Annotated in this window: 20 protein-coding genes; 14 read left to right on the plus strand and 6 right to left on the minus strand. The window is 37.9% G+C overall.

Features of this window, described 5'->3' with window-relative positions; genetic code table 11:
- Positions 1–420 precede the first annotated feature (420 nt).
- Together FY049_RS19725 and FY049_RS19730 are read right to left on the minus strand one after the other, a co-directional pair.
- Positions 421–1,044, minus strand: a complete 624-nt coding sequence (locus FY049_RS19725; protein ID WP_224965143.1) for a LysE family translocator — start codon at positions 1,042–1,044, stop codon at positions 421–423.
- Between the two features lie 10 nt (positions 1,045–1,054).
- Complete coding sequence (locus tag FY049_RS19730; protein ID WP_004721776.1) at positions 1,055–1,630, minus strand: PilZ domain-containing protein; 576 nt, start codon at positions 1,628–1,630, stop codon at positions 1,055–1,057.
- Between the two features lie 23 nt (positions 1,631–1,653).
- Here FY049_RS19730 and FY049_RS19735 point away from each other — a divergent pair, with 23 nt between their 5' ends.
- From FY049_RS19735 to FY049_RS19745, 3 genes are all read left to right on the plus strand, one after another.
- Positions 1,654–2,889 carry a lipoprotein-releasing ABC transporter permease subunit gene (locus FY049_RS19735; RefSeq protein WP_004721775.1) on the plus strand — a complete coding sequence of 412 codons (1,236 nt, stop codon included), beginning with the start codon at positions 1,654–1,656 and terminating at the stop codon, positions 2,887–2,889.
- A complete protein-coding gene (lolD, locus tag FY049_RS19740; protein WP_004721773.1) occupies positions 2,882–3,580 on the plus strand; it encodes a lipoprotein-releasing ABC transporter ATP-binding protein LolD in 699 nt (232 codons plus the stop codon). Before FY049_RS19735 ends, lolD begins: the two co-directional genes overlap by 8 nt.
- A gap of 115 nt (positions 3,581–3,695) precedes the next feature.
- Positions 3,696–6,170, plus strand: coding sequence for a DNA internalization-related competence protein ComEC/Rec2 (locus FY049_RS19745; RefSeq protein WP_446084211.1), 2,475 nt, complete (start codon positions 3,696–3,698; stop codon positions 6,168–6,170).
- Here the strand turns inward: FY049_RS19745 and FY049_RS19750 are convergent.
- Positions 6,129–7,085, minus strand: a complete 957-nt coding sequence (locus tag FY049_RS19750; RefSeq protein ID WP_327858430.1) for a lysophospholipid acyltransferase family protein — start codon at positions 7,083–7,085, stop codon at positions 6,129–6,131. The two genes, FY049_RS19745 and FY049_RS19750, sit on opposite strands and share 42 nt — an antisense overlap.
- Positions 7,086–7,222: 137 nt before the next feature.
- Between FY049_RS19750 and sppA the strand changes: the two genes are divergently transcribed.
- The 3 genes from sppA to FY049_RS19765 all read left to right on the plus strand — a co-directional run bounded on the left by sppA (position 7,223) and on the right by FY049_RS19765 (position 10,091).
- The gene (sppA, locus tag FY049_RS19755) at positions 7,223–8,254 is read left to right on the plus strand and encodes a signal peptide peptidase SppA (protein ID WP_056515897.1); all 1,032 of its coding nucleotides are present in this window, start codon (positions 7,223–7,225) and stop codon (positions 8,252–8,254) included.
- 320 nt (positions 8,255–8,574) lie between these two features.
- Positions 8,575–9,375, plus strand: a complete 801-nt coding sequence (locus tag FY049_RS19760; RefSeq protein ID WP_224965146.1) for an alpha/beta fold hydrolase — start codon at positions 8,575–8,577, stop codon at positions 9,373–9,375.
- 281 nt (positions 9,376–9,656) lie between these two features.
- Positions 9,657–10,091 carry a hypothetical protein gene (locus FY049_RS19765; protein WP_224965147.1) on the plus strand — a complete coding sequence of 145 codons (435 nt, stop codon included), beginning with the start codon at positions 9,657–9,659 and terminating at the stop codon, positions 10,089–10,091.
- Positions 10,092–10,199: 108 nt separating this feature from the next.
- Here FY049_RS19765 and purN read toward each other — a convergent pair whose 3' ends face one another.
- Both purN and purM read right to left on the minus strand, forming a co-directional pair.
- Positions 10,200–10,832, minus strand: coding sequence for a phosphoribosylglycinamide formyltransferase (gene purN / locus FY049_RS19770; protein ID WP_446084212.1), 633 nt, complete (start codon positions 10,830–10,832; stop codon positions 10,200–10,202).
- A gap of 9 nt (positions 10,833–10,841) precedes the next feature.
- The gene (gene purM, locus FY049_RS19775) at positions 10,842–11,912 is read right to left on the minus strand and encodes a phosphoribosylformylglycinamidine cyclo-ligase (RefSeq protein ID WP_004721761.1); all 1,071 of its coding nucleotides are present in this window, start codon (positions 11,910–11,912) and stop codon (positions 10,842–10,844) included.
- A gap of 135 nt (positions 11,913–12,047) precedes the next feature.
- On the opposite strand from purM, the gene cxpE reads away from it, so the two are divergent.
- The 7 genes from cxpE to FY049_RS19810 all read left to right on the plus strand — a co-directional run bounded on the left by cxpE (position 12,048) and on the right by FY049_RS19810 (position 21,515).
- On the plus strand, positions 12,048–13,250 hold the full coding sequence (gene cxpE / locus FY049_RS19780; RefSeq protein WP_224965149.1) for a chloramphenicol efflux transporter CxpE: 1,203 nt from the start codon (positions 12,048–12,050) through the stop codon (positions 13,248–13,250).
- A gap of 15 nt (positions 13,251–13,265) precedes the next feature.
- Entirely contained in the window at positions 13,266–13,973 is a 708-nt protein-coding gene (hda, locus tag FY049_RS19785; protein ID WP_224965150.1) for a DnaA regulatory inactivator Hda, read from the plus strand.
- Positions 13,974–14,146: 173 nt separating this feature from the next.
- Positions 14,147–15,958: a rhombotarget A gene (rbtA, locus tag FY049_RS19790; protein WP_224965151.1), complete on the plus strand. Its 1,812-nt coding sequence runs from the start codon at positions 14,147–14,149 to the stop codon at positions 15,956–15,958.
- Positions 15,959–15,968: 10 nt separating this feature from the next.
- Positions 15,969–18,410, plus strand: coding sequence for a CSLREA domain-containing protein (locus FY049_RS19795; protein WP_224965152.1), 2,442 nt, complete (start codon positions 15,969–15,971; stop codon positions 18,408–18,410).
- 225 nt (positions 18,411–18,635) lie between these two features.
- Positions 18,636–19,418 carry a tellurium resistance protein gene (locus tag FY049_RS19800; protein ID WP_154129913.1) on the plus strand — a complete coding sequence of 261 codons (783 nt, stop codon included), beginning with the start codon at positions 18,636–18,638 and terminating at the stop codon, positions 19,416–19,418.
- A gap of 9 nt (positions 19,419–19,427) precedes the next feature.
- Positions 19,428–20,552, plus strand: coding sequence for a toxic anion resistance protein (locus FY049_RS19805; RefSeq protein ID WP_004820278.1), 1,125 nt, complete (start codon positions 19,428–19,430; stop codon positions 20,550–20,552).
- 45 nt (positions 20,553–20,597) lie between these two features.
- Positions 20,598–21,515: a hypothetical protein gene (locus FY049_RS19810; protein ID WP_224965153.1), complete on the plus strand. Its 918-nt coding sequence runs from the start codon at positions 20,598–20,600 to the stop codon at positions 21,513–21,515.
- Positions 21,516–21,618: 103 nt separating this feature from the next.
- Here FY049_RS19810 and FY049_RS19815 read toward each other — a convergent pair whose 3' ends face one another.
- A complete protein-coding gene (locus tag FY049_RS19815) occupies positions 21,619–22,239 on the minus strand; it encodes a DsbA family oxidoreductase (protein WP_004721747.1) in 621 nt (206 codons plus the stop codon).
- A gap of 409 nt (positions 22,240–22,648) precedes the next feature.
- Between FY049_RS19815 and ahpF the strand changes: the two genes are divergently transcribed.
- Positions 22,649–24,214 (plus strand): alkyl hydroperoxide reductase subunit F, encoded by a 1,566-nt coding sequence (gene ahpF, locus FY049_RS19820; RefSeq protein WP_151956868.1) that lies wholly within the window; start codon positions 22,649–22,651, stop codon positions 24,212–24,214.
- Positions 24,215–24,234 lie beyond the last annotated feature (20 nt).

Below are 24,234 nucleotides of genomic sequence, written 5' to 3' on the forward strand. Positions count from 1 at the left end.
GCATGAGACGTATACGTCGTAAAGCATGAATGAGAATAGCGAGACTATTTTCGAGTTTCATAACGAAGGCTGAGATAATTTTAGCCACAACCCTGAGCAAGAACAAAGCACTGCTTTGTTTGCAGCGCAAGGCGCAGCGGGGGACTAGTGTGTTTTTTGCCGCTACGTCGTTACGAACTACTCATTTAGAATGACTAAATTTCGTATCTCGCGCCTAGTATCGCCTAAAAAACACACGTAGTCGCAAACATAGACGAATTGTCAACAGACCCTATTTGACTCAAAGTAAATACTCCACTTTGAGTCGTTTTTTATGGGTGTGGCTAAGATGGATGTCATTGCATATAGGTGAATTTATACCACTAGTTTTTACTGTCTATCTTGCTGATAATGTTTAAGTTTATATTGGATTGCTTGGTATTATCTTTTGGAGCTCAGCATGATTTGTGTTGCTAAGCCAAAAAATACCGTACCCATAAACCATTTTTGTACTTTTAACCAAAGTACGTGACGATTTAAAAATTGAGTAAATGAACTGGCAGTAAAAATAAACAGCATGTTGATGAGTAGACTAATCACAATTTGCACAAAACCTAAACTCAGCGTTTGCACTAAAACATCGCCTTGGTGTGGTTTGATAAATTGTGGCAGCAAAGCTAAGTACATCATCGCAATTTTAGGATTGAGTAGATTGGTCAAAAAGCCCATTAAAAATAGTTTTGAATTAGAATAAGACTGTTGACTGGCAATCTCAAAAGGCGAATGAGGAGAGCGAATTGCTTTCCAGCCGAGATAAATCAGGTAGAGCGCACCAGCAATTTTTAAAACATCATATGCAACTGGAATCGTCATTAATAAAGCGGTGATCCCAAAAGCAGCACACAGCATATAAAATACAAAACCGAGTGCTGTGCCGCCCAATGAAACCATCCCCGCAGTTTTGCCCTGACACAAGGACCTTGAGATCAGATAAATCATATTTGGGCCAGGGGTGAATGCCATACCTAAGGCAATCAAGGCAAAAGCGAATAAAGTAGAGTCCATATGTTCAATATCAATTATTCTGTAGGGTGATGTTTTGTTGAATACATTCAGCCAGTTTGACTTTATCTTGTGGGTGTAAGGTAATGAAGTAAGCACCTACACGATATTGCTCATTTTCAGCAGGTTCCGAGTACGCAATTTGTGCCGTTGCTGCAATATGGAAGAAATTTTCAGGATGACTCAGGGTGACATGAATAAAGCTACCTTGTTTCAGGTATTGTTGACTGGTAAAACTGAAGCCACTTTCAGAAAAATTGACTTTTTGTGGCGTTGGTAACATGGTTTGTACAATAGAATCGTAAAGAGAACCAGTAATAAGGTTTAACTTTTGGTTGAATAAGGATAAGATTCGAGCAATTTGTTGATCTTTTTCATTTAATTGTTCTAATTCGTAGTGAAGTGCATGATCAAATTGATCTAATTCTGCAAGTAGTAGAAAATAGCGCGGTAATACAAAATTAGCATCATATGGATCGTTCAGCGCAACTTCTTCAGAAATGATTTGATAGTTGATCCTTAACGCAGCATCGATTCGTGACATGACACGACGTTCATTTGCTTCATTTTGATGCTGTAACGCTTCCATAAAACACCTCGGACTAGAATGGTATGTTTAAACCAATCTCGCTGTATATAGGGTTGAGATACACTCGCGCACGGCGTAGTAATCACTTTATTTCTTTTATCGCTTTGGTTTCCATGATCGGTCTAACCTTAGGGGTTGCTGTACTGATTACAGTTTTATCTGTTATGAATGGTTTTGACCGAGAGTTAAAGAACCGTGTTTTAGGTATGATACCTCAAGCCACTGTTTCTTCAACACAAATTCTAACAGACTGGCCTGTACTTGCAAAGAAAATTGAACAACATAAGCATGTGACTGGTGTTGCTCCATTTACCCAACTACAAGGTATGCTTACTGCACAAGGACAGGTCGCCGGCATCATGGTGACTGGTATTGAACCTCAATATGAAAAGAAGGTTTCAATTATCCAAAATCATATGGTGGAAGGTAGCATAGATCAACTAAAAAAAGGTGAATATGGCATTGTTCTAGGCAAACAAATGACTGATGCGTTAGGCCTTGGTCTAAATGACAATGTCACCTTGGTTTTACCTGAAGCAACCCCTTCGCCAGCAGGCGTTGTACCACGTTTTAAACGTTTTAAAATCGTCGGTATTTTTAGTATTGGTGCAGAAGTTGATTCGAGTTTAGGTTACATCGCACTCAATGATGCATCTACGCTATTACGTCTACCTGACGGTGCGCAAGGTGTGCGTATGAAACTGGATGATATTTTCCAAGCGCCACAGGTTGCCAATGAAATTGTTCGTGAGTTACCAAGCGGTTTCTATGCCTCAGATTGGACCTATACGCATGGTAATTTATTCAGCGCAATCCAAATGGAAAAGGCAATGGTCAGTCTATTGTTATTCCTCATCGTGCTTGTTGCTGCATTTAATATTGTGTCTTCATTGGTCATGGTTGTGACGGATAAAAAATCAGACATCGCGATTCTAAGAACATTAGGCGCGTCACCAGCAACAATTACCCGCATTTTTATGGTGCAAGGTACTGTGATTGGTGTGGTTGGAACGGTTGCTGGTGCAATTTTGGGGATTATCTCTGCGTTAGGAATTAGTAACTTTATTGGCTGGTTGAATACTGCATTTGGATTACATTTATTCGATGCCTATTTTATCAACTACTTACCTTCTTATTTAAGATGGCAAGATGTAGTGGTGATTGTGAGCTTGTCCTTAGGTCTAAGCTTTATTGCAACCATTTATCCTGCATTGCGAGCAGCTAAAATTCAACCTGCGGAGGCGCTTCGTTATGAATAGTGCTACACAAAGTCCAGTGGTTTTAGAGGCGCAAAATATCTATAAATCGTTTACGGATGGCAAGTCGCATGTAGACGTGATTACAGGTTTATCTTTGCAAGTCGCGCAAGGTGAGTTTGTCTCTATCGTGGGTTCAAGTGGTTCAGGTAAAAGCACACTCTTGCATATTTTGGGCGGTCTTGATCGTCCGACCCAAGGTCTTGTCAATTTAAATGGCAAACGTTTTGATAACTTAGGTGAAGCTGAACGTGGTTTCTTACGTAATGAACATCTAGGATTTGTTTATCAGTTTCATCATTTACTGCCTGAATTTACTGCGCTTGAAAATGTCGCGATGCCGTTGATGTTAAGAAAAGATGCCGAATATAAAAAGGTTAAAGAACGTGCTGAATATTTGCTTGAACGGGTTGGATTATCACATCGTTTAACGCATCAACCTGGTGAGCTATCGGGGGGTGAACGTCAACGTGTGGCTTTAGCACGTGCCTTGGTCACACAACCGAAGTTGATGTTAGCCGATGAACCGACAGGAAACTTGGATCGCAAAACAGCAAAATCTATTTTTGAATTACTGCGTGATTTACGTGAGGAATTTAATATGGCCATGTTGATTGTGACGCATGATGAGCAACTGGCAAAATCAGCAGATAGAATCCTACATATGCAAGATGGTATCTGGATCGATGGTTAAGTCAGCATTTATTTTGATGATATCATGCTGAATTGATGTATAATTTTTAAACTTAAGCCCAATCTGATTGGGCTTAATCAATAAATAAACACTGAAAACAATAAATAGAAAAACTATGTATATGTACATTGCTTTAATCGGATGGATATTGGGTATCTCGTTTATGGGATATTATTCACCCGCTTACTTTAATCTCTGGATTTGGATCAGCTTAGCATTAAGCCTAGTGTTATGTGTATGTCGATGCTTAAACTATAGCTTGATCAATTCTGTTGTATTTAAGTTGGTTTCTCTCAGTGTAGTGGGGATATCAAGTGGTCTCCTTGGTTTTTATTATGCAGATTTCGCACTTGAAAAAAGATTAAGTTTACGTGATACACCACATCATCAAATTGAAAAGATTATTTATATTTCTCGCATAAATACTATTAAGCCAACAGACTCATCCTCCAACACTCAATTGCCTAATACTCAACAGCGTATCCAACAAAAAGCATTGCTACTCGAACCCAACAAAGTCAGACAAATATTGATGTATCTGGATGATTCACAGTCTGAAATGATCCAACTGGGGCAATATTATCGGGTTACAGGGCAAATTAAACCGATTCATGGTTATGCTGTAGCTGGAGTGTTTGATAAAGAAAAATGGTTTTTACAAGAAAATATTCTGGCTGTATTCAAGCTCCAGTCGGTTGAACATATCGATGAAAATCAAGTGAAGCAATTGGGCTATAGCAGCTTTGTTGAGCAACAAAATAGCGTGCGATATAGAATTCAACTTAGTATCGAGAATTTACGTTTAAAGTTTCGCGATTTAATTGCTGATTCTTCTTTAAAAAATAAGGGCTTAGTCCTCGCATTATTGACAGGGGATGAAAGTTTATTGGCAAACGAAACTCAAGACTTATTCAAAACCATGGGTATTTCTCATTTACTTGCAATCTCTGGGCCGCACGTATTAATTTTTGCCATATTGTTTTGCTTTTTATTTAACTCAATCATTAAAAAAGTTTATCCACAGATTTTTTTGAATATTCCACAACCTTATTTATTGGTTTACCCATTTTTGGCCTGTGTGGTGTTTTATAGTGCTTTTGTTGGTTTTGAAATACCAGCATTAAGAACCATGCTAACAGTCTCAATTTTAAGCGTTATTATTTTATTCAAGCAAAAAATTCAACCGCTTAAACATTTATTATTGACGGCCAGTATTTTATTGCTGCTTGATCCTTTTAGTATTTTATCTTCTGCTTTTTGGCTGTCCTTTGGTTCCTGTTTTATTTTGATTCGCGTCTATCAAACAGTTCAACAACATGCTCTCCCAACTGTAGAGACATGGAAGACTAAGGCCAAGCTATTTATACGGGTATTGATTGATTCCCAATGGAAAATATTTATTGCATTACTGCCAGTGGTGCTGTGGATTTTTCAACAATTTTCGTGGATTACACCCTTGAGCAATTTGCTTGCAATTCCAATGATCGGTGCACTGATTGTTCCCATTGAAGTTTTGGCCGCATGTATAAGTATGCTGTTTGAACCTTTAGGATTATGGCTCTTTAAAATTTCTGATCTTTTATTGTCTATATTGCTGTACCTACTGGAAAGATTAAATCAGCTGCTCAATTTTAAACTGAATTGGTGGGCATTTAATTCGCTAGAAATTGTTTGCATCGCTTTGGCTGTTTTTATTTTATTTTTGCCCAAAGGTGTACTGCCAAAATTTTGGACAATACTTTGTTTAATCCCCTTAGTGATCTCGCATAAGAGTTCTGCAATATTTCAACTGGATATCATAGATGTTGGGCAAGGGCAGGCCATTTTTTTAAACCTACCCCAACATAAAATGCTGATTGATACAGGAGGTTCATTTGATGAAGCAAGATTTAGTATCGGCAAAAATGTCATCATTCCATATCTGATGCGACAAGGGATTGCCCAATTGGATCAGGTGATTTTGACGCATTTAGATCAAGACCATAGTGGTGCATTTGCAGAAATAGAGAAAGTGATCAAAATGAACAAAGTTTATTCAAATGAAACAGATGCACGTTTTAACCTGTATGACTTTGACTATTGCTATCAAGGACAAGATTGGCAATATGAAGATATTCGAATTTCAGTCTTGGCGCCTACTAAAAATAGCCTAAGCAAAGCTGCCTATGATCGAAATGAACTGTCTTGTGTGATCTATATCCAAGTCCCTGAGTCAAAGTCATATCAAAACTTTTTATTGATGGGCGATGCAGGTTGGGAAACGGAATTTAATCTGTTAACACAATATCCCAATTTAAAGGTTGATGTCTTAGTACTGGGTCATCATGGCAGTAAAAATAGTTCTTCTTATGCCTTTTTAAAACAGTTACAGCCTAAACTTGCGATTGTATCGGCAGGATATGCCAACCGTTATGGTCATCCACATCCGATTGTATTGAAACGGCTAGAGGTGTTGAATATTCCAGTCAAAACCACGATTGAGCAAGGCTCTATCCAATTTAAGCTAAATCCACAAGGACAGATGGATGTGAAAGCTTATCGCCAAACTTTAAAGTGGCTCACTTTCCGTGATCGCATCATTTCGGACTAAATTGACCATTTCCATCGCTTCTTTATTGGAAACATTATAAATCTGTTTGAGCTTTGGATGCGCTTTAAAGCGTTTATAACTCCAATGGTAATGTTCTGGATATTGGCAGATTAATTTTTCCAGCGCAGTGTAAATGATATGCGTACCTTGATTTGCATCCACCTGATAGATCTTTTCATCAATCGGCTGAACCACCATATCAAAACCCTGATTGTCATTTCGGATTGCATATAAGAAAAGTGCTTTGGATTTGGTTTTTTGGATCAGTTTGGCACTTAAATTACTCGAAGAGAGTGGAATCCCAAAATATTCAATCAGTTCTCCACCTTGGTGGGGTGAATGGTCAGGCAAAATCACAGTTGTACCACCTTGTTTTAACGCCCTAAATATTTGTCGTACACCTGATTCATCTGTTGGAACTAAGCTGGCATTTTCACGACTTCGCGCTGCACGTACAAAACGATCCGCACTCTCATCCTTAATCGGTTCATACATAATGGTCATTTGGGTATATTGGGCAAACCATGCATTCATAATTTCCCATGTACCGAAATGAGGCACAATCAGGACCAGCCCTTTTTTTTCAGCAATGGCCTCATGGAAATAGTGTTCACCTTCAACATGATGAATACGATCGATATTTCTTTGATTGGAACTGCCCCAAACCGTAAAAAATTCCATATAGGATTGTAGTTCGTTACGAATCGCCTGTTCTGTAATTTTCTCACGTTCTGCTTTATCAAGATCTGGAAAGCAAATTTCAATATTTAGACGAATGGTTTCAGATGTTTTTGTGATATGTAATAAATTGACCAGTCCAGCTAAAATACGCGCGATAAAACGCGCGATTGGGATCGGTAGTCGACTGAAAAAATTGAGAAGTCGCGAAGTAGTGGTCTTATGTTTATCAGTCATCTGGATCTAAAATTAATGCAGAAGTTAAGTAATGGTGAGATTTAGCAAATTATTATAAGTTAAATCGTAATGATTAAATAGATTATACGGATTCCGTGTATATAATGAAGCATGAATAATTAATTTGGATGGTATAAATGTCAGATTGGCCGCCGAAACCTCAAAATGACAATACAAATTTGAATTCCTCTGCTGGGCAACAGCCTACAGGACAGGAATGGAAGATCTTAGAGAAAGCGGTTCTTGCTTCAGTTGAAGAGCAACGTCGTACTCGTCGTTGGGGGATCTTTTTTAAAATACTCACTTTTCTTTATATTTTGTTTGTCTTAGTTGCATTGGGTAAGAGTTGTTCATTGTCTGGTTCAGATGATGGAACAATAACCTCCGAGAATCATTTAGGGGTTGTCAATATCGTTGGTACGATTGATTCAAGCAGTCAAGGTGTAAATAGTACCGATACAATTAAATCATTAAAGAAAGCCTTTGAAGCAAAGTCTGCCAAAGCAGTTGTACTGAATGTGAATTCACCAGGTGGGTCACCAGTTCAGTCTGATGATATTTGGCAAGAGATTCAATATCTTAAAAAACAAAATCCAGAGAAAAAAGTCTATGCTGTGATTGGTGATATGGGCGCTTCAGGTGCTTACTATATTGCATCAGCAGCAGACGAAATTTGGGTGAATCCATCGAGTTTGGTGGGGTCAATCGGTGTGATTATGCCGAACTACGGTGTAAATGGTTTAGCCCAAAAATTAGGTGTTGAAGACCGTACCATGACTTCGGGAAGCAATAAAGACATACTCAGTATGACCAAGCCGATTAATCCAGAACAACGTGCGCACATTCAAGCTTTATTGGACAATGTCCATGATCACTTTATCGATGCTGTGAAAAAAGGCCGTGGTGAAAAGCTAAAATCGAAAGATCCAGCGATTTTCTCTGGCTTATTCTGGACGGGTGACCAAGCTATTAAATTGGGTATCGCAGATAAAGCAGGGAATATCGAAACATTGAAACGTGAATTAAAAGTGAAAAAGACAGTCAATTATACGGTTGAGCGTAGCCCATTTGACTCGGTTCTAGGCCGTTTAGGTTCAGAAATGGGGAATGGCTTAGGTGAAGCTGTAAGCCAAAAACTGGGTATGAACCAAGATGTGAAAATGCAATAGTCTAGGTTTTATGGATCAGTAAACAGTAATATAGCGGTAGCATTGCTGTTTACTGATGCAGCCTGTATGAAATAACAACAAAGCTGAAAAAAAGAAAATGAAAAATTAAGCCAAGCACAATTTTAAAGCGCTATTTTCTTGTTATCTTAAGCCTTTATAACTGCTTTAAACCTGTCCAATCCATTTGAATGGCATCGCTGAGTGTAAAATAAGAGCACGGAGTTCACTTAAAATGTTTAACTGAATCCTATTTATCGGCTACAGTATTTTCAATTCATCATATTCAGAGTGTAAAGCAAGACATGGTTAGCCTATCTCACATGAAACCTGTTATTCATTTTGCCCATGCCAATGGTGTGCCATCTCAAGTCTATACCAAGCTATTTGATTTACTGAAAGATCAATATGATGTGATTTATGTTTCTTTATTGGGTACAGATCAACGTTATCCTATTGATAACAATTGGTCGAATTTTGCAGATCAAGTGATTGATAGTATTGTGCAACAGTCTAATGGACGCAAAGTGATTGGTTTAGGCCATTCATTAGGCGCCGTTGCAACCTTTTTAGCCTCATTTAAGCGTCCAGATTTATTTGAACAAGCAATTTTATTGGATCCTCCTTTGATTATGGGGACAGCCTCCTTGGTTTTTAATCTTGCAAAGAAATTTTATCCTCAAAAAATCGATGCAATGACACCAGCGCATCTCAGCATACGCCGTCGAGATCATTGGGATTCACGGCAACAAGCTGCAGAGTTGTTACGTCCAAAGGGGTTTTATCAGCATTTTGATGCAGATTGTTTTCAGGCTTATATCGATTATGCGTTGACAGAAGATCATGTGCGCGGTGGGGTGACTTTGACCATTCCTAAAGATGTTGAAGTTGCAATTTTTAGATCAGGTCCTTCTTATTGGTGGTTACCTCATCCACAACCGCAAATTCCTGTAGATTTGGTCATTGGTTCAGAGAGTCCTTTTTTAAAACGTAAATTTCCACAAATTACTAAAAAGAAATTTAATATTCCTTTTACCCTGACGGCTGGAGGACATATGTTTCCTTTGGAACATCCAGTTGAAACTGTTGACTTAATTAAAAAGCTGATTCAACAGAATCGATGATTTTAGGTAATTTTTTATGCAAATATTTAGGGTCTGTAGACATTTCATAAATGGCTTGCGTTGTAGGTTAAAATTGAGCAGGCAAGGCATGAAACGAAGAGAATAGCGAGACTATTTTCGAGTTTCATAACGTAGTCTGAGATAATTTTAGCCACAACCCTTCGGGACTAGAGTGTTTTTTGCCGCTACGTCGTTACGAACTACTCATTTAGAATAACTAAATTTCATACTCCGCGCCTAGTATCGCCTAAAAAACACACGTAGTCGCAAACGTAGACGAATTGTCTACAGACCCTGATGATTTGAGAATAAGTAGTGATGTTCTATTGGGATCTTACCAATTCGGACCAACACAGATCATTGATGTTGAATTTGATTTAGAAGTTGAAAAGCCTAAATTTGATGATTTTTCGACGTTGCTTCAATCCGCTGTAAATGTGATGGGCAAACTGACCCAGCAGAAATTAAGTGAACTTCAATCTCAGATTGCTAAAGAACTTACTGACGCTGCTTATATTGACATGGAAGCCGAGATTAGGCATCAGGGGCAACAAGCCTTAAAAGCGCAGTTATGTTTATACAAAATTTGCTTTTTTATCGAAGGCGTAACGAGTTTAATTTTTATTGCGCAAATGGACTATCCTGGCTTGTGGATTTATTGTCAAATCAATTCAGCATATGAAATTGAAGATATAGAGGTTTCTGAACCGCGTTAAATTATCGTTCAACTTTTTGTTTAGATAGCAGATTATAAAATTTTTTTTAGCCATAAAAAATGCATCCGAGGATGCATTTTTTCGACAGTATTTTAAATCAAGCAATACTTAAAGCTGGCAAAATTGAATTGGCTGTTTAAGTGCTTGCTCCTTATATAAAACCTGACCATTTTCTAAGTGTTGAATGGTGCCATTACAGATCCATTCAACCGCTTGAGGATAAATTAAATGCTCAAGTACATGGACACGTGCTGCAAGGGATTGCACATTATCATGCAGATCAACTTTTAAAACGCCTTGAGCCAACGCTTGTCCAGCATCTAACTCAGCAGTGACATAATGCACAGTACACCCGTGTAAAACATCACCGGTATTTAAAACACGTTGATGTGTATGCATGCCTTTGTAATAGGGCAATAGTGAAGGGTGGATGTTGACCATTTTCCCTTCCCATGCTTGGACAAATTTGGCACTGAGAATACGCATAAAACCAGCGAGAATGACTAAATCAACATCCCAATCCAGTAATTGTTGATGCATGACAGCATCAAAAGTTTCACGATCAGGATAGTGTTTATGCTCAATCACCGTGGTTGCAATGCCTGCTTTTGCAGCGCGTTCTAAGGCAAATGCTTCAGGTTTATTGGAAATGACCCCCACGATTTGCCCTGAAAGATTGGCATCAATCAAGGCTTGAAGGTTACTTCCACTGCCTGAGACAAGTACAGCAATTTTAATCATGTGAAAGGCTTATGCAAAAATCACACGAATTTTTTCGTCTGCGCCTTCAATTGAAGCCGCATTTTCTTGGATATGACCAATTGTCCATGCTTTTTCGCCTTGAGCAGTCAAAACTTCAATAGTTTTGTCAGCATCTGCAGCATCAACTGCAATGACCATACCCACACCACAGTTAAATGTGCGGTACATTTCAAATTGTTCTACAGCACCTTCACGTTGTAAAAGTTTGAACAATTCAGGCCATTGCCAAGACGATTCATTAATCACCGCTTGAGCGCCATTTGGAAGTACGCGAGGTAAATTACCAGGTAAACCGCCGCCTGTGATGTGTGCCATTGCATGGACATCAACTTGTTTGCACAGTTCAAGTACTGGTTTTACATAAATACGTGTTGGTTCCATTGCAACATCTGCAAGCGGACGACCATCTACAATTTGAGTTAAATCGACGTTTTTCACGTCTAAGATTTTACGAAGTAGAGAATAACCGTTTGAGTGTGCACCAGAAGAGGCTAAGCCGATAAGAACATCACCTGCTTTTACTTTCGTACCATCAATGATTTTGCTTGCTTCAACCACACCCACAGAAAAACCTGCGAGGTCATAGTCTTCACCTTCATACATCCCTGGCATTTCAGCAGTTTCACCACCGACCAACGCGCAGCCTGCAAGCTCACAACCTTTACCAATACCCGTCACAACATTTGCAGCAACATCAACATTTAAATGTCCAGTTGCATAATAATCGAGGAAGAATAGAGGTTCAGCACCACATACAAGAAGATCGTTTACACACATTGCAACCAAGTCTTGACCAATCGTGTCATGACGATTTAAGTTCAATGCTAAACGTAATTTTGTACCGACACCATCTGTACCAGATACAAGAACAGGTTCTTCATAACCTTTAGGGATTCTGCAAAGTGCGCCGAAGCCGCCTAAACCACCCATTACTTCAGGGCGTGTTGTACGTTTAGCGACAGATTTGATTCGATCGACAAGTGCGTCGCCCGCTTCAATATCGACACCAGCGTCTTTATAGCTTAAACCAGTGTTTGGGGTAGAAGTTGAGTTGCTCATAATTGAAGTCTCCGCATTCGCGCGGGGATTATACCCGAATATACGAAACTCTTATGTTATTTCTGCACTAAAATGCTATCTTTATTAAAATATTTTCCCATCCATAACGAATAAATTTGAAAAAGGCGTGATTCGATGCACGATCGGACTTTAAAACGAATTTTTATCCTTGCTGGAATTGCTTTAGTTTTATGGATTTTATATTTATTAAAACCTGTAGTGATTCCTTTTGTTGCGGCTTTTCTGGTTGCCTATTTATTTAGTCCAGTGGTGGATAAGCTGTCAAAATTTTTACCAAGGTGGCTCTCTATTTCGGTGGTTTTTATCGGAATAGGTGTGTTACTGACTTGGGCAATATGGTTTGTTGTACCCTTAGTTTGGAAACAATTAATTTATGCCCGTGACAGTATTCCTGCGGGAATCCATTGGGTGAATTCTACTTTTTTACCGTGGTTGTCCAATAATTTCAATGTTGAACATATGGAGTTGGATACAGACCAAATTTCTAAAGTGGTGATGGAGTATGTTCAGACCAACTATAGTGCGGATAGTATCCAAGCGATGGCTTTAAAAATTGCCCAATCTGGACTGAGTTTTATTTCGATCGGCGGAACAATTGTTTTAATTCCAATTATTGCGTTCTATTTCTTGCTTGATTGGAAGCGGATGTTGGAACACTTAAAGAGTTTTATTCCTCGTCAATATGAAAGCAATGTACTTAAAATTGTCGGTGAATGTCATAGCGTTTTGGGTGCTTTTGTTAAAGGGCAATTCCTAGTGATGATTTTATTGGGAATCGTCTATGCCGTGGGCTTGCAATTGGTGGGTCTAGAGGTTGGATTAATTATTGGTATGATTGCGGGACTGTGCAGTATCATTCCATATCTTGGTTTTGGCGTCGGAATTATTGCGGCAGTGATTGCCTGTTTTTTCCAGTTTGGTCTAGATCCAAAGCATTTATTAATGGTTTTAGCTGTATTTGGTGTAGGGCAACTCATCGAAGGATATATTCTTCAACCGTTCTTATTGGGCGATAAAATTGGTTTATCTCCTGTAGCTGTAGTATTTGCAGTGCTTGCGGGTGCTCAGTTGGGTGGCTTTGTAGGGATGTTGATCGCACTGCCAGTTGCAGCTGTTATCGTGGTTTTACTCAAGCATCTCAAAGAGTTATATCAAGAAAGTCAGTTCTTTAAAGCAGAGGAGACTTTAGTGACCATACAAAATAATGGCACTACTGAAACAATTTCAGTCGAAAGCGACAAAGTTGATCTTGATATTGAAGTTAAAAACACGCAAGATACTGATCAATCGATTAAAAATGATCAAAATCCACTTTAGGAATGATTTGAATATATGCGTCAATTACAGTTGGATATAGAACCACAACTGGATGCCAGAATTAGTGATTTTTCTGGGCCAGGTTGGGGACCTGTAATTGATGCTGTGCGTCAGCTTCATGCAGGGCTGATGAATCGTTTCTACATCTATGGTGGTGCTGGAACCGGAAAAAGTCATTTACTCACGGCGATTTGCGATTCTTATTTAGAGATTGGCAAATCTGCGATTAAAGTATCGCTCTTAGAATTACTTGATGCGCCTATAGAAGCAATTACCTCATTAGAAAGCTATGACTTGGTTGCCTTGGATGATATCGAAGCCATTAGTGGTGTACCGCATTGGCAAAAAGCGGTATTCCATCTGATTAATAACAATAACGAAGATGGTGGACAATTGGTGTTTTCTTCACGATTTGCGCCAATAGAATTAAAGCTAGAACTACCAGACCTACAATCTCGCCTTACTCAGGCAGTCAGTGTAAAAGTACCGAGTGGACAGTCTTATGCAGATCGATATGCTTTATTGCATTCTGTGTTGGAACGTCGGGGTGTACATTTTGACCCACAAATAACGGAATATTTGCTATTACATGGACCACATCAAACGAGTACACTACTTCAGTCTGTTGAACAGCTAGAAAAGTTATTAAAGGGTGAGAAAACTAAATTATCTCATGCAACTTTAAGACAGCTCTATGCATTGATTGATGAATATCGACAATAGTTGATTTTTACTATTGTTGAATGCGCGTATAACACAAGAAGTGAAGTCAATAGATCGGACAATAAAAATTCTTGAGAATTTTTATTGTGTGTGACAAAGTACGCAAAAAGGACTGATAGCAAAGCGTAATGCTGGCTAATAAGAAATAATTAAAAGAAATCAAGGAGACTATAATGCTCAAACGGGGCATAGGCTTAGGATTATTATGTATTACTGGTCAGGCATTTAGTGCAAATATTACTGTGACTACCACAGATGATATTGTAAAAGCTGATAATCAGTGTTCATTAAGAGAAGCAGTTGACTATGTCAATCAGGGAATGCCTGAAGCTGGCTATAATGGTTGTGGCGGCGGCAAAGAGGTGACTGCAAAAATTATATTAGAAGGAAATAAAGAGTATTTACTGAATAGTCAAATCCGAATTTTAAAAGATGTCGCTTTTGGTTCGACTTATGAAAGTAACGTAAATAATACACAATCGCTTGTCGGTAAAAGAAATGCCATTATTAAAATGGCTGGAAAAGAGCGTTTATTTCATATTGAAAAAAATATAGATCCGAAAGAAACTACACCACCTGCAATGCTGAAAGTTTCATTTGATGAAATTACTTTAAAAGGCTGTGGTCAAGACGTATGTGCTGAGCAAGGTGGCTTGATCTATAACAAAGAAGCATTGGGTATAAGCAATAGCCAACTTTTAGATGGTCATGCAAAAGAAGGCGGGGCAATCTATAATGCAGGTATTTATGCCGCGAATACATCATTAAGCTCTGTTTCTATGAGTAAGACCTTAATGAAAGGCAATAAAGCAGAAAAAGGTGGTGTTATATATACCGAATTACCTACGTTTGTTATCTCTCAATCATTGATTCGAGATAATGAAGTTACCGATACCACAAGTTCAAACTTTGAAACACAAAATCAATTTTCTGAAGATGCTTTAAAAACAATAGGCTCTTCGATTCCGTTCGGAATCATGAATAGTACGATTTTTAACAATAAAGGCTATGTGGTCAAAATTTATGACGCTATGCAAGTCAACAATATCACCATGATTCTTAATAGCATGGGCCTTATTGTGGATGCACCTCAAAAGAAAGGTTATGTTGCAAATAGTATTATTGCCAAAAATGGTACACAAGATTGTACCATTGTGGCTGGTGGTGAAGCGGAACAGATCAGTAATAACCTTTATTCTTCAGGATGTAATGGTTTTAAATCTACAGCCTTAGGTAATGCACAACTGATTGCTGGAAGTACTACAGAAGGTAAATGTGACTATAGTACCAATGGGATTTTATGCCCATTTGCTGAGGCGCCTAGTGTAGCTTTAGGTTATTTTTTACCAAGAATTTTACCAAGTTATAATTCAGCTGAAGATTCTTTAATAATTAATCATGGTCCGGAAGTACAAGATAAAATATTGGCATGTTCATCGGTTGATCAGCGTGGTAAAAATCGCGATGTAAATTCAGAATTATGTGATCGTGGTGCAATTGAGCTGGTGATTAACACCTCAGATATTTCGACGGTGGGTCAAGATATTTTATATGGTGAAACAGCTAAGTTTTCAATCTCAGATCAATTACAAGATGGTGAACTTGTTAGTGCTGAAAAGTGTAAACAAATTTTTAATCGTGAATTGGATGACAATGGTAAGCCTTGGCAAATTGGTTGCTTAAAAGTTATTCAAACCAATACCCCATCTAAAGGCACCATGACGATAAATCAGGCTGGCGATATTGTCTATACACCAAATAGTCGTTGGCAAGGTTCAGATGAATTTAAAATCAATGTGGTGACTTCAACCACAAGTTTTAATAAATCGGATAATCCTTATATTACGATCCCTGCGCGAATTGTACAAAGAAAGCCTGATGACTTTAAAGACTATAAAGTAAAGACTTCTGGCGGAAGTTTAGGATTTCTTTCAATCTTTGGTCTGATCGGTTTAGCAGGCTATCGACGGATAAAATATAAGTAAAGGATTACACATGAAAAATTATAAAAAAGGATTTCTGACACTTGTTGTACTGTCGACTATGTCTTTGATGGCGGCAGAAGATAAAACGATTTATGTAACCACCTTTGATGATGAAGATGGGACAAATCTTGACAAGTGTTCATTAAGAGAAGCATTACGTGCAGCTGCTACACATAAAGCTTATGGTGGCTGTAGTGCAGGGCAGGTTTATTCAACTGTGCCCAATGTGATTCAGTTGGAAGCAGGTGAATATAAACTGACTAAAGAGTTAAGACCTAACTCAGATGTTTCCATTGTTGGTAAAGAACCTGGTGATTATAGCCGACCAGATGTATTGACCAATAATTTTCCAGCTGCAACCCCATTAAAAACCACAATTTCAGGTCAAGGAAATTCGCGTATTTTCAATACCATTTATGAAAATAAACCGAGTTTAGTGCTGAGTGATGTGATTTTAAAAGATGGATCAAGTTTAAATGATACCAACAATAGTGTGGGCGGTGCGATTTATGCAGGTGGAGCGACAACTTTAAATAACGTATCTATTATCAATTCCAAAGCGAAAATTGGTGGTGCGATTTATTTAAATGATGTATCGAGCTCACTGACTGTAAGTTATGGCGTATTTGATGGAAATACTGCGGACCAAGGTAGTGTGCTTGGAATGACATGTGCAGATAACTTGGTTTTTACAACACGAACTATTGCAGTGAGTGGCACAACTTTTATGAATAATGGTGCTGCAAATAGTTTAAGTATGTTTAGCTTTTGTGGGCAACCAGCAGTAACATTAACAGCAAATACCATGACTCAGAATACTGCAAGTGCGAGTCAAGGTCGTATCATTCAATTTAGCCAATTGACACCACAAGGCAAGGTTAATTTTAGTGATAATTCTTCTTTATCATTGATCAGTAATACCATTGTAAGGAATAATGCTTGGGCAACATTGCTGTATGGATACAATGGTAGAAAGGCATTAAGCAATAATATCTTGGCTTACAATACTGGAAAATCTTGCCGTTATGCAGATGGTGATGTCAGTAAGGTGGAAGGTTCAGGTGTAGTACTTACTTATAATGCTTTAAAATTGGCTGCTGGAGATGATCAGTGCGAAGTTGCTGAGGCTGTGACCAAAGAGGGTAAAGACCATACATTTGATGTAGGCAATATTGGATTCTCGTCTATTTTAAATGAGTTAGAAGAACCAAGTGAGTCTACTGGTTTTATGCCGATGTATTTCCCTAAAAATTTAGGTACAGATAAAGATCTGGTTGATATTGGTTATACGGGTTGTAGTGGAACTGATCAGCGCGGTATCACACGTGTGATTGCAGAAAACTCAAATGGACAAAATGATGTAGCAAACTCATGCGATATTGGTTCTACAGAAGTGTTGCGTTTAACCGCAAATAACTTAAGTTCCACCAATACATCGGTGGTTGCTGCACTTAGCTCTTACCAGAACATATTGGATAATTATAATAAGTTGATTGCTGATCCAGCAACCAAGCAAGATTATATTCCTTTTTATAAAATCCAATCAGAGTTGTATAGTAATTTAATCAAATACACCAAATCTGACCAAAAGTATCGCACGATCTTTGTCGATCCTTTTGTAGCCAATCTACCAGCGGAGATTATTACCAAAGATGCCACTGGTAAAGATGTTCGGGCAGTAAAACATTTAAGTGTGGACAATTATGATGTGATTGTAAAACCACTTGGTGTAGGTTTATTGGATGGCAATAAAGTCTTTGCGGGTAAGGAAGATCCAAATTTCAAATGTGAGTGGAATCCGAACTTAAAGAGAATTATGTTATGGCGTATAGATGACAGTGTTACACCATCAGGTGATAATGAATTCTGTAGTTATCAACTTAAATTAAAGACAGATCCAAACATTACATCTTCAGCTTATGTGATTGGCAGCTTTACCAATATTGCACCAATTGTAGAGGATAGTAGTTTTAAAATTGAATATGGCTCAACCAAAGCAATTGATGTAGATTTACTGAAATATGCCAATGATGATGGTGATGGTAATGCCGCTGCGTTAACAGCGAAGCCGAATAAACCAAAATTTTATATCAATGCAGATGGGGTTGAATTACCTGTTCGTATCGGAACAAATATCGATCCTGTTGTGATCACAGCTGATCGTAGTGGTCCTTGTCCTGGTAGCGACAGTAAATATACCTGCTATGGGGGCAAAGTCCATATCCAACTTAGAAGTACGCTTGATCCATTTAGCTATAAATTTACCTACTATGTATATGATGCGGATGGTGTTATTTCCAATGCTGCAACTGTGAAATTAGAAAACTCAGGTACGGCGCCGGGAAGCACACGTACAAGTGGTGGTGGTTCATTGGGTTGGTTGAGTATTCTTGGGCTTTTAGGCTTAGTGGGTTATCGTCGTAATCAAGCGAATAGACAACCAAAACAGTAACTAACGAAAGCAATTACAGGAAAAGCAATACAGGTTAAATAATCGTCTTTATGGCATTGTCTGTCATACAAAAAGCCAGTTTTTAGAAGCTGGTTTTTTTGTATCTGTATGTTTTTTGCTATTTGTATAGGCTTTCTCCCTAATTTGTATTATAAGTTTTAAATAGAAAGGGTTTGTTGATTGATTTCCCTTAAATCATTGAAAAGTTATTCATTTTGAACTGATATGAAGCAATTTACTGTACTTACACCGCTTGAACAGATCTCATGTAGTTCTGATGAATTACTTTCGATTAAAAGAAATGATTTGGTTCCATTACTCGACAATCAAACACGACTGAATTTATATGCCGATCAGTTGATTCAAGCACAATCGGTACTGCTAAAAGCCATTGATCCAAGTTTGACGCAAAAGCTGAGTCAAATTATTGCACAAATTATTCAGCAATTATCTGCATCCAAGAAAAAGCTAAATCAACGTAAATTCAATGCGATACAAAAATGGTTAGGCTTGGATTTGGAGTTTGGTGTCGGGCAAGTCAAATATTTAAATGATTTAGAAAGTTTAATTGATGAAGCCAAACATTTGAGTCAAAGATTACAAATCGAAATTCAAAAGTCGGAAGCAAGATTCCAACAAGCCAATGGTTTAAGAGAGCAAATGGCGAAATATATTCGTGCAGCGCAGGAATTTTTACATGAATATCCTGCTTTTGTACAACATCGTCATCCCTTGGATAACTTTGCAGAGCGGTTGTCTAAGAAAGTCAATACGCTACAAACGTTACAAGCCAGTAATGATATTGCGTTAGCACAAATGCAGTTAACACAACAACTTTCATTGAGCTTACTTGATCGCTTTAATGAAGCTCAGCATGTTCTGATTCCTGCATGGCAATATCATGTCAAACAGAGTAGTGCACAGAATTCTTTTACAACGACTGAAGAACTGGATAAAAGTCGTGATAAATTAATTCAATCATTAAAGAAATCATTAGAAAATAAATAGGATACAAGTATGAGCGATTCGAATCATCAAGCATTAACTGAACAATCCAATACGCCGTTGGAATTGCAGAAGTTTGAACAATTGAATTTGAAAGAAATAGGCTTAAATACTGAGGATTTTAATGAGGTTGTAAATGCGCATAAAGACTTGGCCAATATTAATCATGCATCCGTTGCTGAATATGGTAAAAATATTGCGACCAAAACATCTTCATATACAGATGAATTACTCAACTTAGTTAAAAATAAAGACTTAGATGTGACTGGGCAAAAATTAAATGAAGTTGTGCAAGTTGCTCAGCAATTGAATACATCCAGCATTTTGAATCAATCAAAAAACTCAGGATTTATTGGAAGTATACTCAGTAAGTTTAAAGGTGCTAAGCAAAGTTTCGATCAACATTTTAATACCACCAAAGAGCAAATAGATTCATTGGTCAAAGAAATTGAAACATCACAAACAGGTTTAAAAGCGCGGGTAGATACATTAGATCGTATGTTTAATGGGGTTCAAGAGGAATATCGACAGTTAGGTATTTATATTGCCGCAGGTCGAATCAAGCAAGTAGAAGTGCAGCAAGAAATTGCGACTTTATCTCAGCAAGAGCAAGATCCTAAAACCAATCAGCGTGTTTATGACCTTAATCATTTAGCCAACAATCTAGAAAAGCGGGTCAGTGATTTACAAGTCTTGCAACAATCTGCAATGCAAACCTTACCGATGATTCGTATTATTCAATCTAATAATATGATGTTGGTCGATAAATTTTATGCGATTAAAAATATTACTTTACCCGCATGGAAAAACCAGATCAGCTTGGCGATTTCTCTAAATGAGCAACGTAATAGTGTACAACTTGCTAACACGATTGATGATGCAACCAATGAGCTACTAAAACGCAATGCAGATTTACTTCATCAAAATTCTGTGGATACTGCCAAAGCCAATCAACGTTCAGTGATTGATATTGAAACGCTTGAACATGTTCAAAATACCCTGATTAAAACTGTAAATGATGTCATTCAAATTCAGAAAGAGGGCATGCAAAAACGTGAAGAGGCTTCGACTCGGATTAAAGCGCTTCAATCGAATTTACAACAGTTGGTATTAGATACCAGTACGCATCAATCCTAAGCCAAATCTTAAATCTTGGCACAATCTCATCTAAAGGTGTAAAGGTTGACTGAAAAAACTCAATATCCTGTAGATATTCAACAGATCGAACATGGATTAAAAATACTTCAGCATCGAAAACGGAATTTGATGGTTTCGGCTGTGGTTTTATCCTCTGTAGGTATCGCAAGTTTAGTTTCTGTTTTTTTTCAACAGGAATTGGTTTTTAACTTGTTTGGTGTAGCACAACAGGTTCATCAATTACACTTGCCATATATTCTAGATCAGCAGTTAAGAGAATATATTCATCAACCAGACTACCTGATGAATGCATTGTCATGGTTTGGCTGGTTGATCTTAAAATTAATTGTATCTTTTATTGGCGCATTTATTATTGTGGGTGTATTAAAAAAAATTCGCTTTTTAAAAGTGCGCTTTCAATCTTTTATCCTTAAATTTGTTGCATGGCTGTTATCCTTGATTGTGCTATGGTCTGGTTTGACTTATGTGCAATATGATCTTAAAGATGATGAAGACAAAGAGTTAAAATCATTTATAAAGTATGATCAAAACATTCAGCAAAGCGATATTTATCAATATCTGCAAAGATCTGATGCGCCTGAAACAGTACAAAGCTATTTATTGGCACAAACTGCGTTGATGCATAAACCTGTTGATAAGGTTGTGGCTACGGTTTACACAGAAAAATTGATTAAAGCGGAGCAATCCGATTCGCGCTTTTTAGAATATGGCTTTAAACCTGAGCAATTATGGACAATTCAACATCAGGTATTTAATCGAGCGCTTTCCCCGATTGCGCAAGGTGTTGAAGCGCAAGTGAGTCGTGCAAGCTTTTGGTCGAACATTGTTGAAAAGATTTTATGGGGAATTTCAGCACTCAGTTTATTTTTTAGCTTGATGATTTATTGGGTGGCAAGTCGAATTGCCAAACGTTTACACCGAATTGGTCATCGTATCGGTTAGTGCAACGCTACAAAGCTTATACTTTGTAAAAATCTTGATAAAAAAGCACTTTTGCTAATCACAAAAGTGCTTTTTTATTGTTCTAAAATTAAATCTCGTTGTCCTAAGCGACATCTTTCGCTCGGTTGGTAATCAGATCTTTCAGTTCTAAGGTATCAAAGGTTTTATCCCAAATTTCACCATCCACAATATAGTAGGGGGTAGGGTGTTTACCGAAACCTTGTACATAATGAGTAATCTCAGTTTGTTTATCTGCGATTTCCTTATGTTGAATAGAACGTAGAACTTTCGTGCCATCCAAGCCCATACCTTCAATGATTTGTTTCAGCACTTCAGGGTTGGCAATGTCTTTACCATGGGCGAATATGGCATGGAATAAAGCCTGCGTTAATGCGAATTGGTCAAAGATATTATCTAAAGCCAATATCGCCTGATGGGCTAAGCGGCTATTGGGCATACGCTTCATATGCTCAATATCCACGGTTAAATCTTGACTATAGGCAGCAAATTTTGCCATATCAAGTTTACGATTGGCTTCTTTGGTTCCATATCTTTCAGTTAGGTATTGATAAACATCTAAGCCTTGTTCTGGAATTTCTGGTAAAACTTGCACAGGTAATAATTCGATTTTTTTCGCCATGGGTTGATTCCAATGTTGTTTGAGTTTTTCAAACGCCACATAACTCATTGGATAGACGATATCGAATACGAACTCTATTTTCATTGTTTTACCTCTTCACTTATTTATTCAGGAATTGTGAATAAGTACACCTTGTTGTACTTAATTGGAGAAACCACAACATAAATTTAGCTTAAAACTTTGTGGCTTGGCTGCGCATGATTTTTTGTAGAGAGATGGTCGAAGAAATATTATTTTTGTTGAAAATTAATCTAATTTTAAGTTTCGAGGAAGTCGGGGGGATGTCTATTGATTTTCTAGTCAATGCCCATATATATACCAGCATTAAAGAATTTAAATTTGAGAATAGGGGGATATGCTGATGAGAAAGTCGTTGATTTTTGTTAAACTAAAAAACCGATTGATTTAATAAAAACAAACTGTTTTATCTATTTTTTAAATAGACGTAATATACATTCAACGAAAGAAATTTACTCCCTTGGAGATTGTTAGCATGTTAGATACAAATACTTCTGCTCAATTAAAAACATTGTTAGAGCGTCTTGAGAGCCCAATTGAAATTGTTGCTTCTTTAAATGGTTCTGATAAGTCAGACAAAATTAAAGAATTGGTGACTGAAATTGCTGCACTGTCAGATCAAGTGACTGCACGTTTCGATGGTCAGAATGATCGTAAACCGAGCTTTGGTATTGCAAAAGTAGGTGAACAACCTCGTGTATTCTTTGCTGGTTTACCGATGGGGCATGAGTTTACCTCGTTAATTTTAGCTTTATTACAAGTATCAGGTTATGCGCCAAAAGTTTCTGATGAAATCTTGGCTCAAGTTAAAGGTTTAAACCTGACTGCAAATTTTGATGTATTTGTTTCTTTAAGCTGCCATAACTGCCCAGATGTTGTTCAAGCACTTAACTTGATTGCAATTAATAATCCAGGCACTACAGCAACCATGATCGATGGTGCATTCTTCCAAGATGAAGTTGAAGAACGCAAAATTTTGGCTGTACCTATGGTTTTCCAAAATGGCGAACATATTGGTCAAGGTCGTATGACTTTGGAAGAAATTGTTGCGAAATTGGACAGTGGTGCTGCAGCTAAAGATGCTGAAAAGCTGAATGCTAAAGACGCGTTTGATGTATTGGTGATTGGTGGTGGGCCTGCTGGTGCAACATCTGCGGTTTATGCTGCACGTAAAGGGATTCGCACAGGTATTGTTTCTGAGCGCTTTGGTGGTCAAGTCATGGACACCATGGATATTGAAAACTTTATCTCAGTACAGAAAACACAAGGTCCTAAGTTTGGTTCAGATATGGAAGCGCATGTACGTGAGTACGGTGTGGACATTATGAACTTACAAAAAGTGAAAAACATTGTCGGTGCAGATCAAACAGCCAACGGTTTAGTTGAAATTGAACTGGAAAATGGTGCAAAACTTGAATCAAAAACGGTCATCTTATCTACAGGTGCGCGTTGGAGAGAGATGAATGTACCGGGTGAGAAAGAGTATAAAACACGTGGTGTTGCGTATTGCCCACACTGTGATGGCCCATTATTTAAAGGTAAGAAGGTTGCCGTGATTGGTGGGGGTAACTCAGGTGTAGAGGCCGCAATTGATCTTGCAGGTATTGTTGAACATGTCACATTGATCGAGTTTGATACTCAACTTCGTGCTGACCAAGTGCTTCAAGATAAATTGAATAGTTTGCCAAATACCACGGTGATTTTGAATGCACTATCTACAGAAGTGATTGGTGATGGTTCGATTGTGACAGGGTTGAAGTATAAAGACCGTGCAACAGACGAATTGCATACCATTGAACTTGCGGGAATCTTTGTACAAATTGGTTTATTACCAAACACAGATTTCTTAAAAGCAACTGCTGTAGAGCTCTCAAACCGTAATGAAATTGTGGTGAATGATCGTAATGAAACCAATGTAAAAGGTGTATTTGCTGCGGGTGACTGTACAACAGTGCCTTATAAACAAATCATTATTGCAGCTGGTGAGGGTGCAAAAGCGTCTTTATCTGCATTCGATTACATCATTCGTTCAGGTCAATAATCTTTCGATGATTGCACGTT

Source organism: Acinetobacter sp. 1125_18A, from assembly GCF_052824985.1.

Excerpts from the sequence above, each read along its gene's own strand:
- hda (WP_224965150.1), top strand. The coding sequence starts at position 13,266 with ATGCGTCAATTACAGTTGGATATAGAACCACAACTGGATGCCAGAATT.
- ahpF (WP_151956868.1), top strand. The coding sequence starts at position 22,649 with ATGTTAGATACAAATACTTCTGCTCAATTAAAAACATTGTTAGAGCGT.
- FY049_RS19815 (WP_004721747.1), bottom strand. The coding sequence starts at position 22,239 with ATGAAAATAGAGTTCGTATTCGATATCGTCTATCCAATGAGTTATGTG.
- FY049_RS19795 (WP_224965152.1), top strand. The coding sequence starts at position 15,969 with ATGAAAAATTATAAAAAAGGATTTCTGACACTTGTTGTACTGTCGACT.
- FY049_RS19750 (WP_327858430.1), bottom strand. The coding sequence starts at position 7,085 with ATGACTGATAAACATAAGACCACTACTTCGCGACTTCTCAATTTTTTC.
- FY049_RS19760 (WP_224965146.1), top strand. The coding sequence starts at position 8,575 with ATGAAACCTGTTATTCATTTTGCCCATGCCAATGGTGTGCCATCTCAA.
- FY049_RS19805 (WP_004820278.1), top strand. The coding sequence starts at position 19,428 with ATGAGCGATTCGAATCATCAAGCATTAACTGAACAATCCAATACGCCG.
- FY049_RS19730 (WP_004721776.1), bottom strand. The coding sequence starts at position 1,630 with ATGGAAGCGTTACAGCATCAAAATGAAGCAAATGAACGTCGTGTCATG.
- FY049_RS19800 (WP_154129913.1), top strand. The coding sequence starts at position 18,636 with ATGAAGCAATTTACTGTACTTACACCGCTTGAACAGATCTCATGTAGT.
- cxpE (WP_224965149.1), top strand. The coding sequence starts at position 12,048 with ATGCACGATCGGACTTTAAAACGAATTTTTATCCTTGCTGGAATTGCT.
- purN (WP_446084212.1), bottom strand. The coding sequence starts at position 10,832 with ATGATTAAAATTGCTGTACTTGTCTCAGGCAGTGGAAGTAACCTTCAA.
- lolD (WP_004721773.1), top strand. The coding sequence starts at position 2,882 with ATGAATAGTGCTACACAAAGTCCAGTGGTTTTAGAGGCGCAAAATATC.
- purM (WP_004721761.1), bottom strand. The coding sequence starts at position 11,912 with ATGAGCAACTCAACTTCTACCCCAAACACTGGTTTAAGCTATAAAGAC.
- FY049_RS19725 (WP_224965143.1), bottom strand. The coding sequence starts at position 1,044 with ATGGACTCTACTTTATTCGCTTTTGCCTTGATTGCCTTAGGTATGGCA.
- rbtA (WP_224965151.1), top strand. The coding sequence starts at position 14,147 with ATGCTCAAACGGGGCATAGGCTTAGGATTATTATGTATTACTGGTCAG.
- FY049_RS19745 (WP_446084211.1), top strand. The coding sequence starts at position 3,696 with ATGTATATGTACATTGCTTTAATCGGATGGATATTGGGTATCTCGTTT.
- sppA (WP_056515897.1), top strand. The coding sequence starts at position 7,223 with ATGTCAGATTGGCCGCCGAAACCTCAAAATGACAATACAAATTTGAAT.
- FY049_RS19735 (WP_004721775.1), top strand. The coding sequence starts at position 1,654 with ATGTTTAAACCAATCTCGCTGTATATAGGGTTGAGATACACTCGCGCA.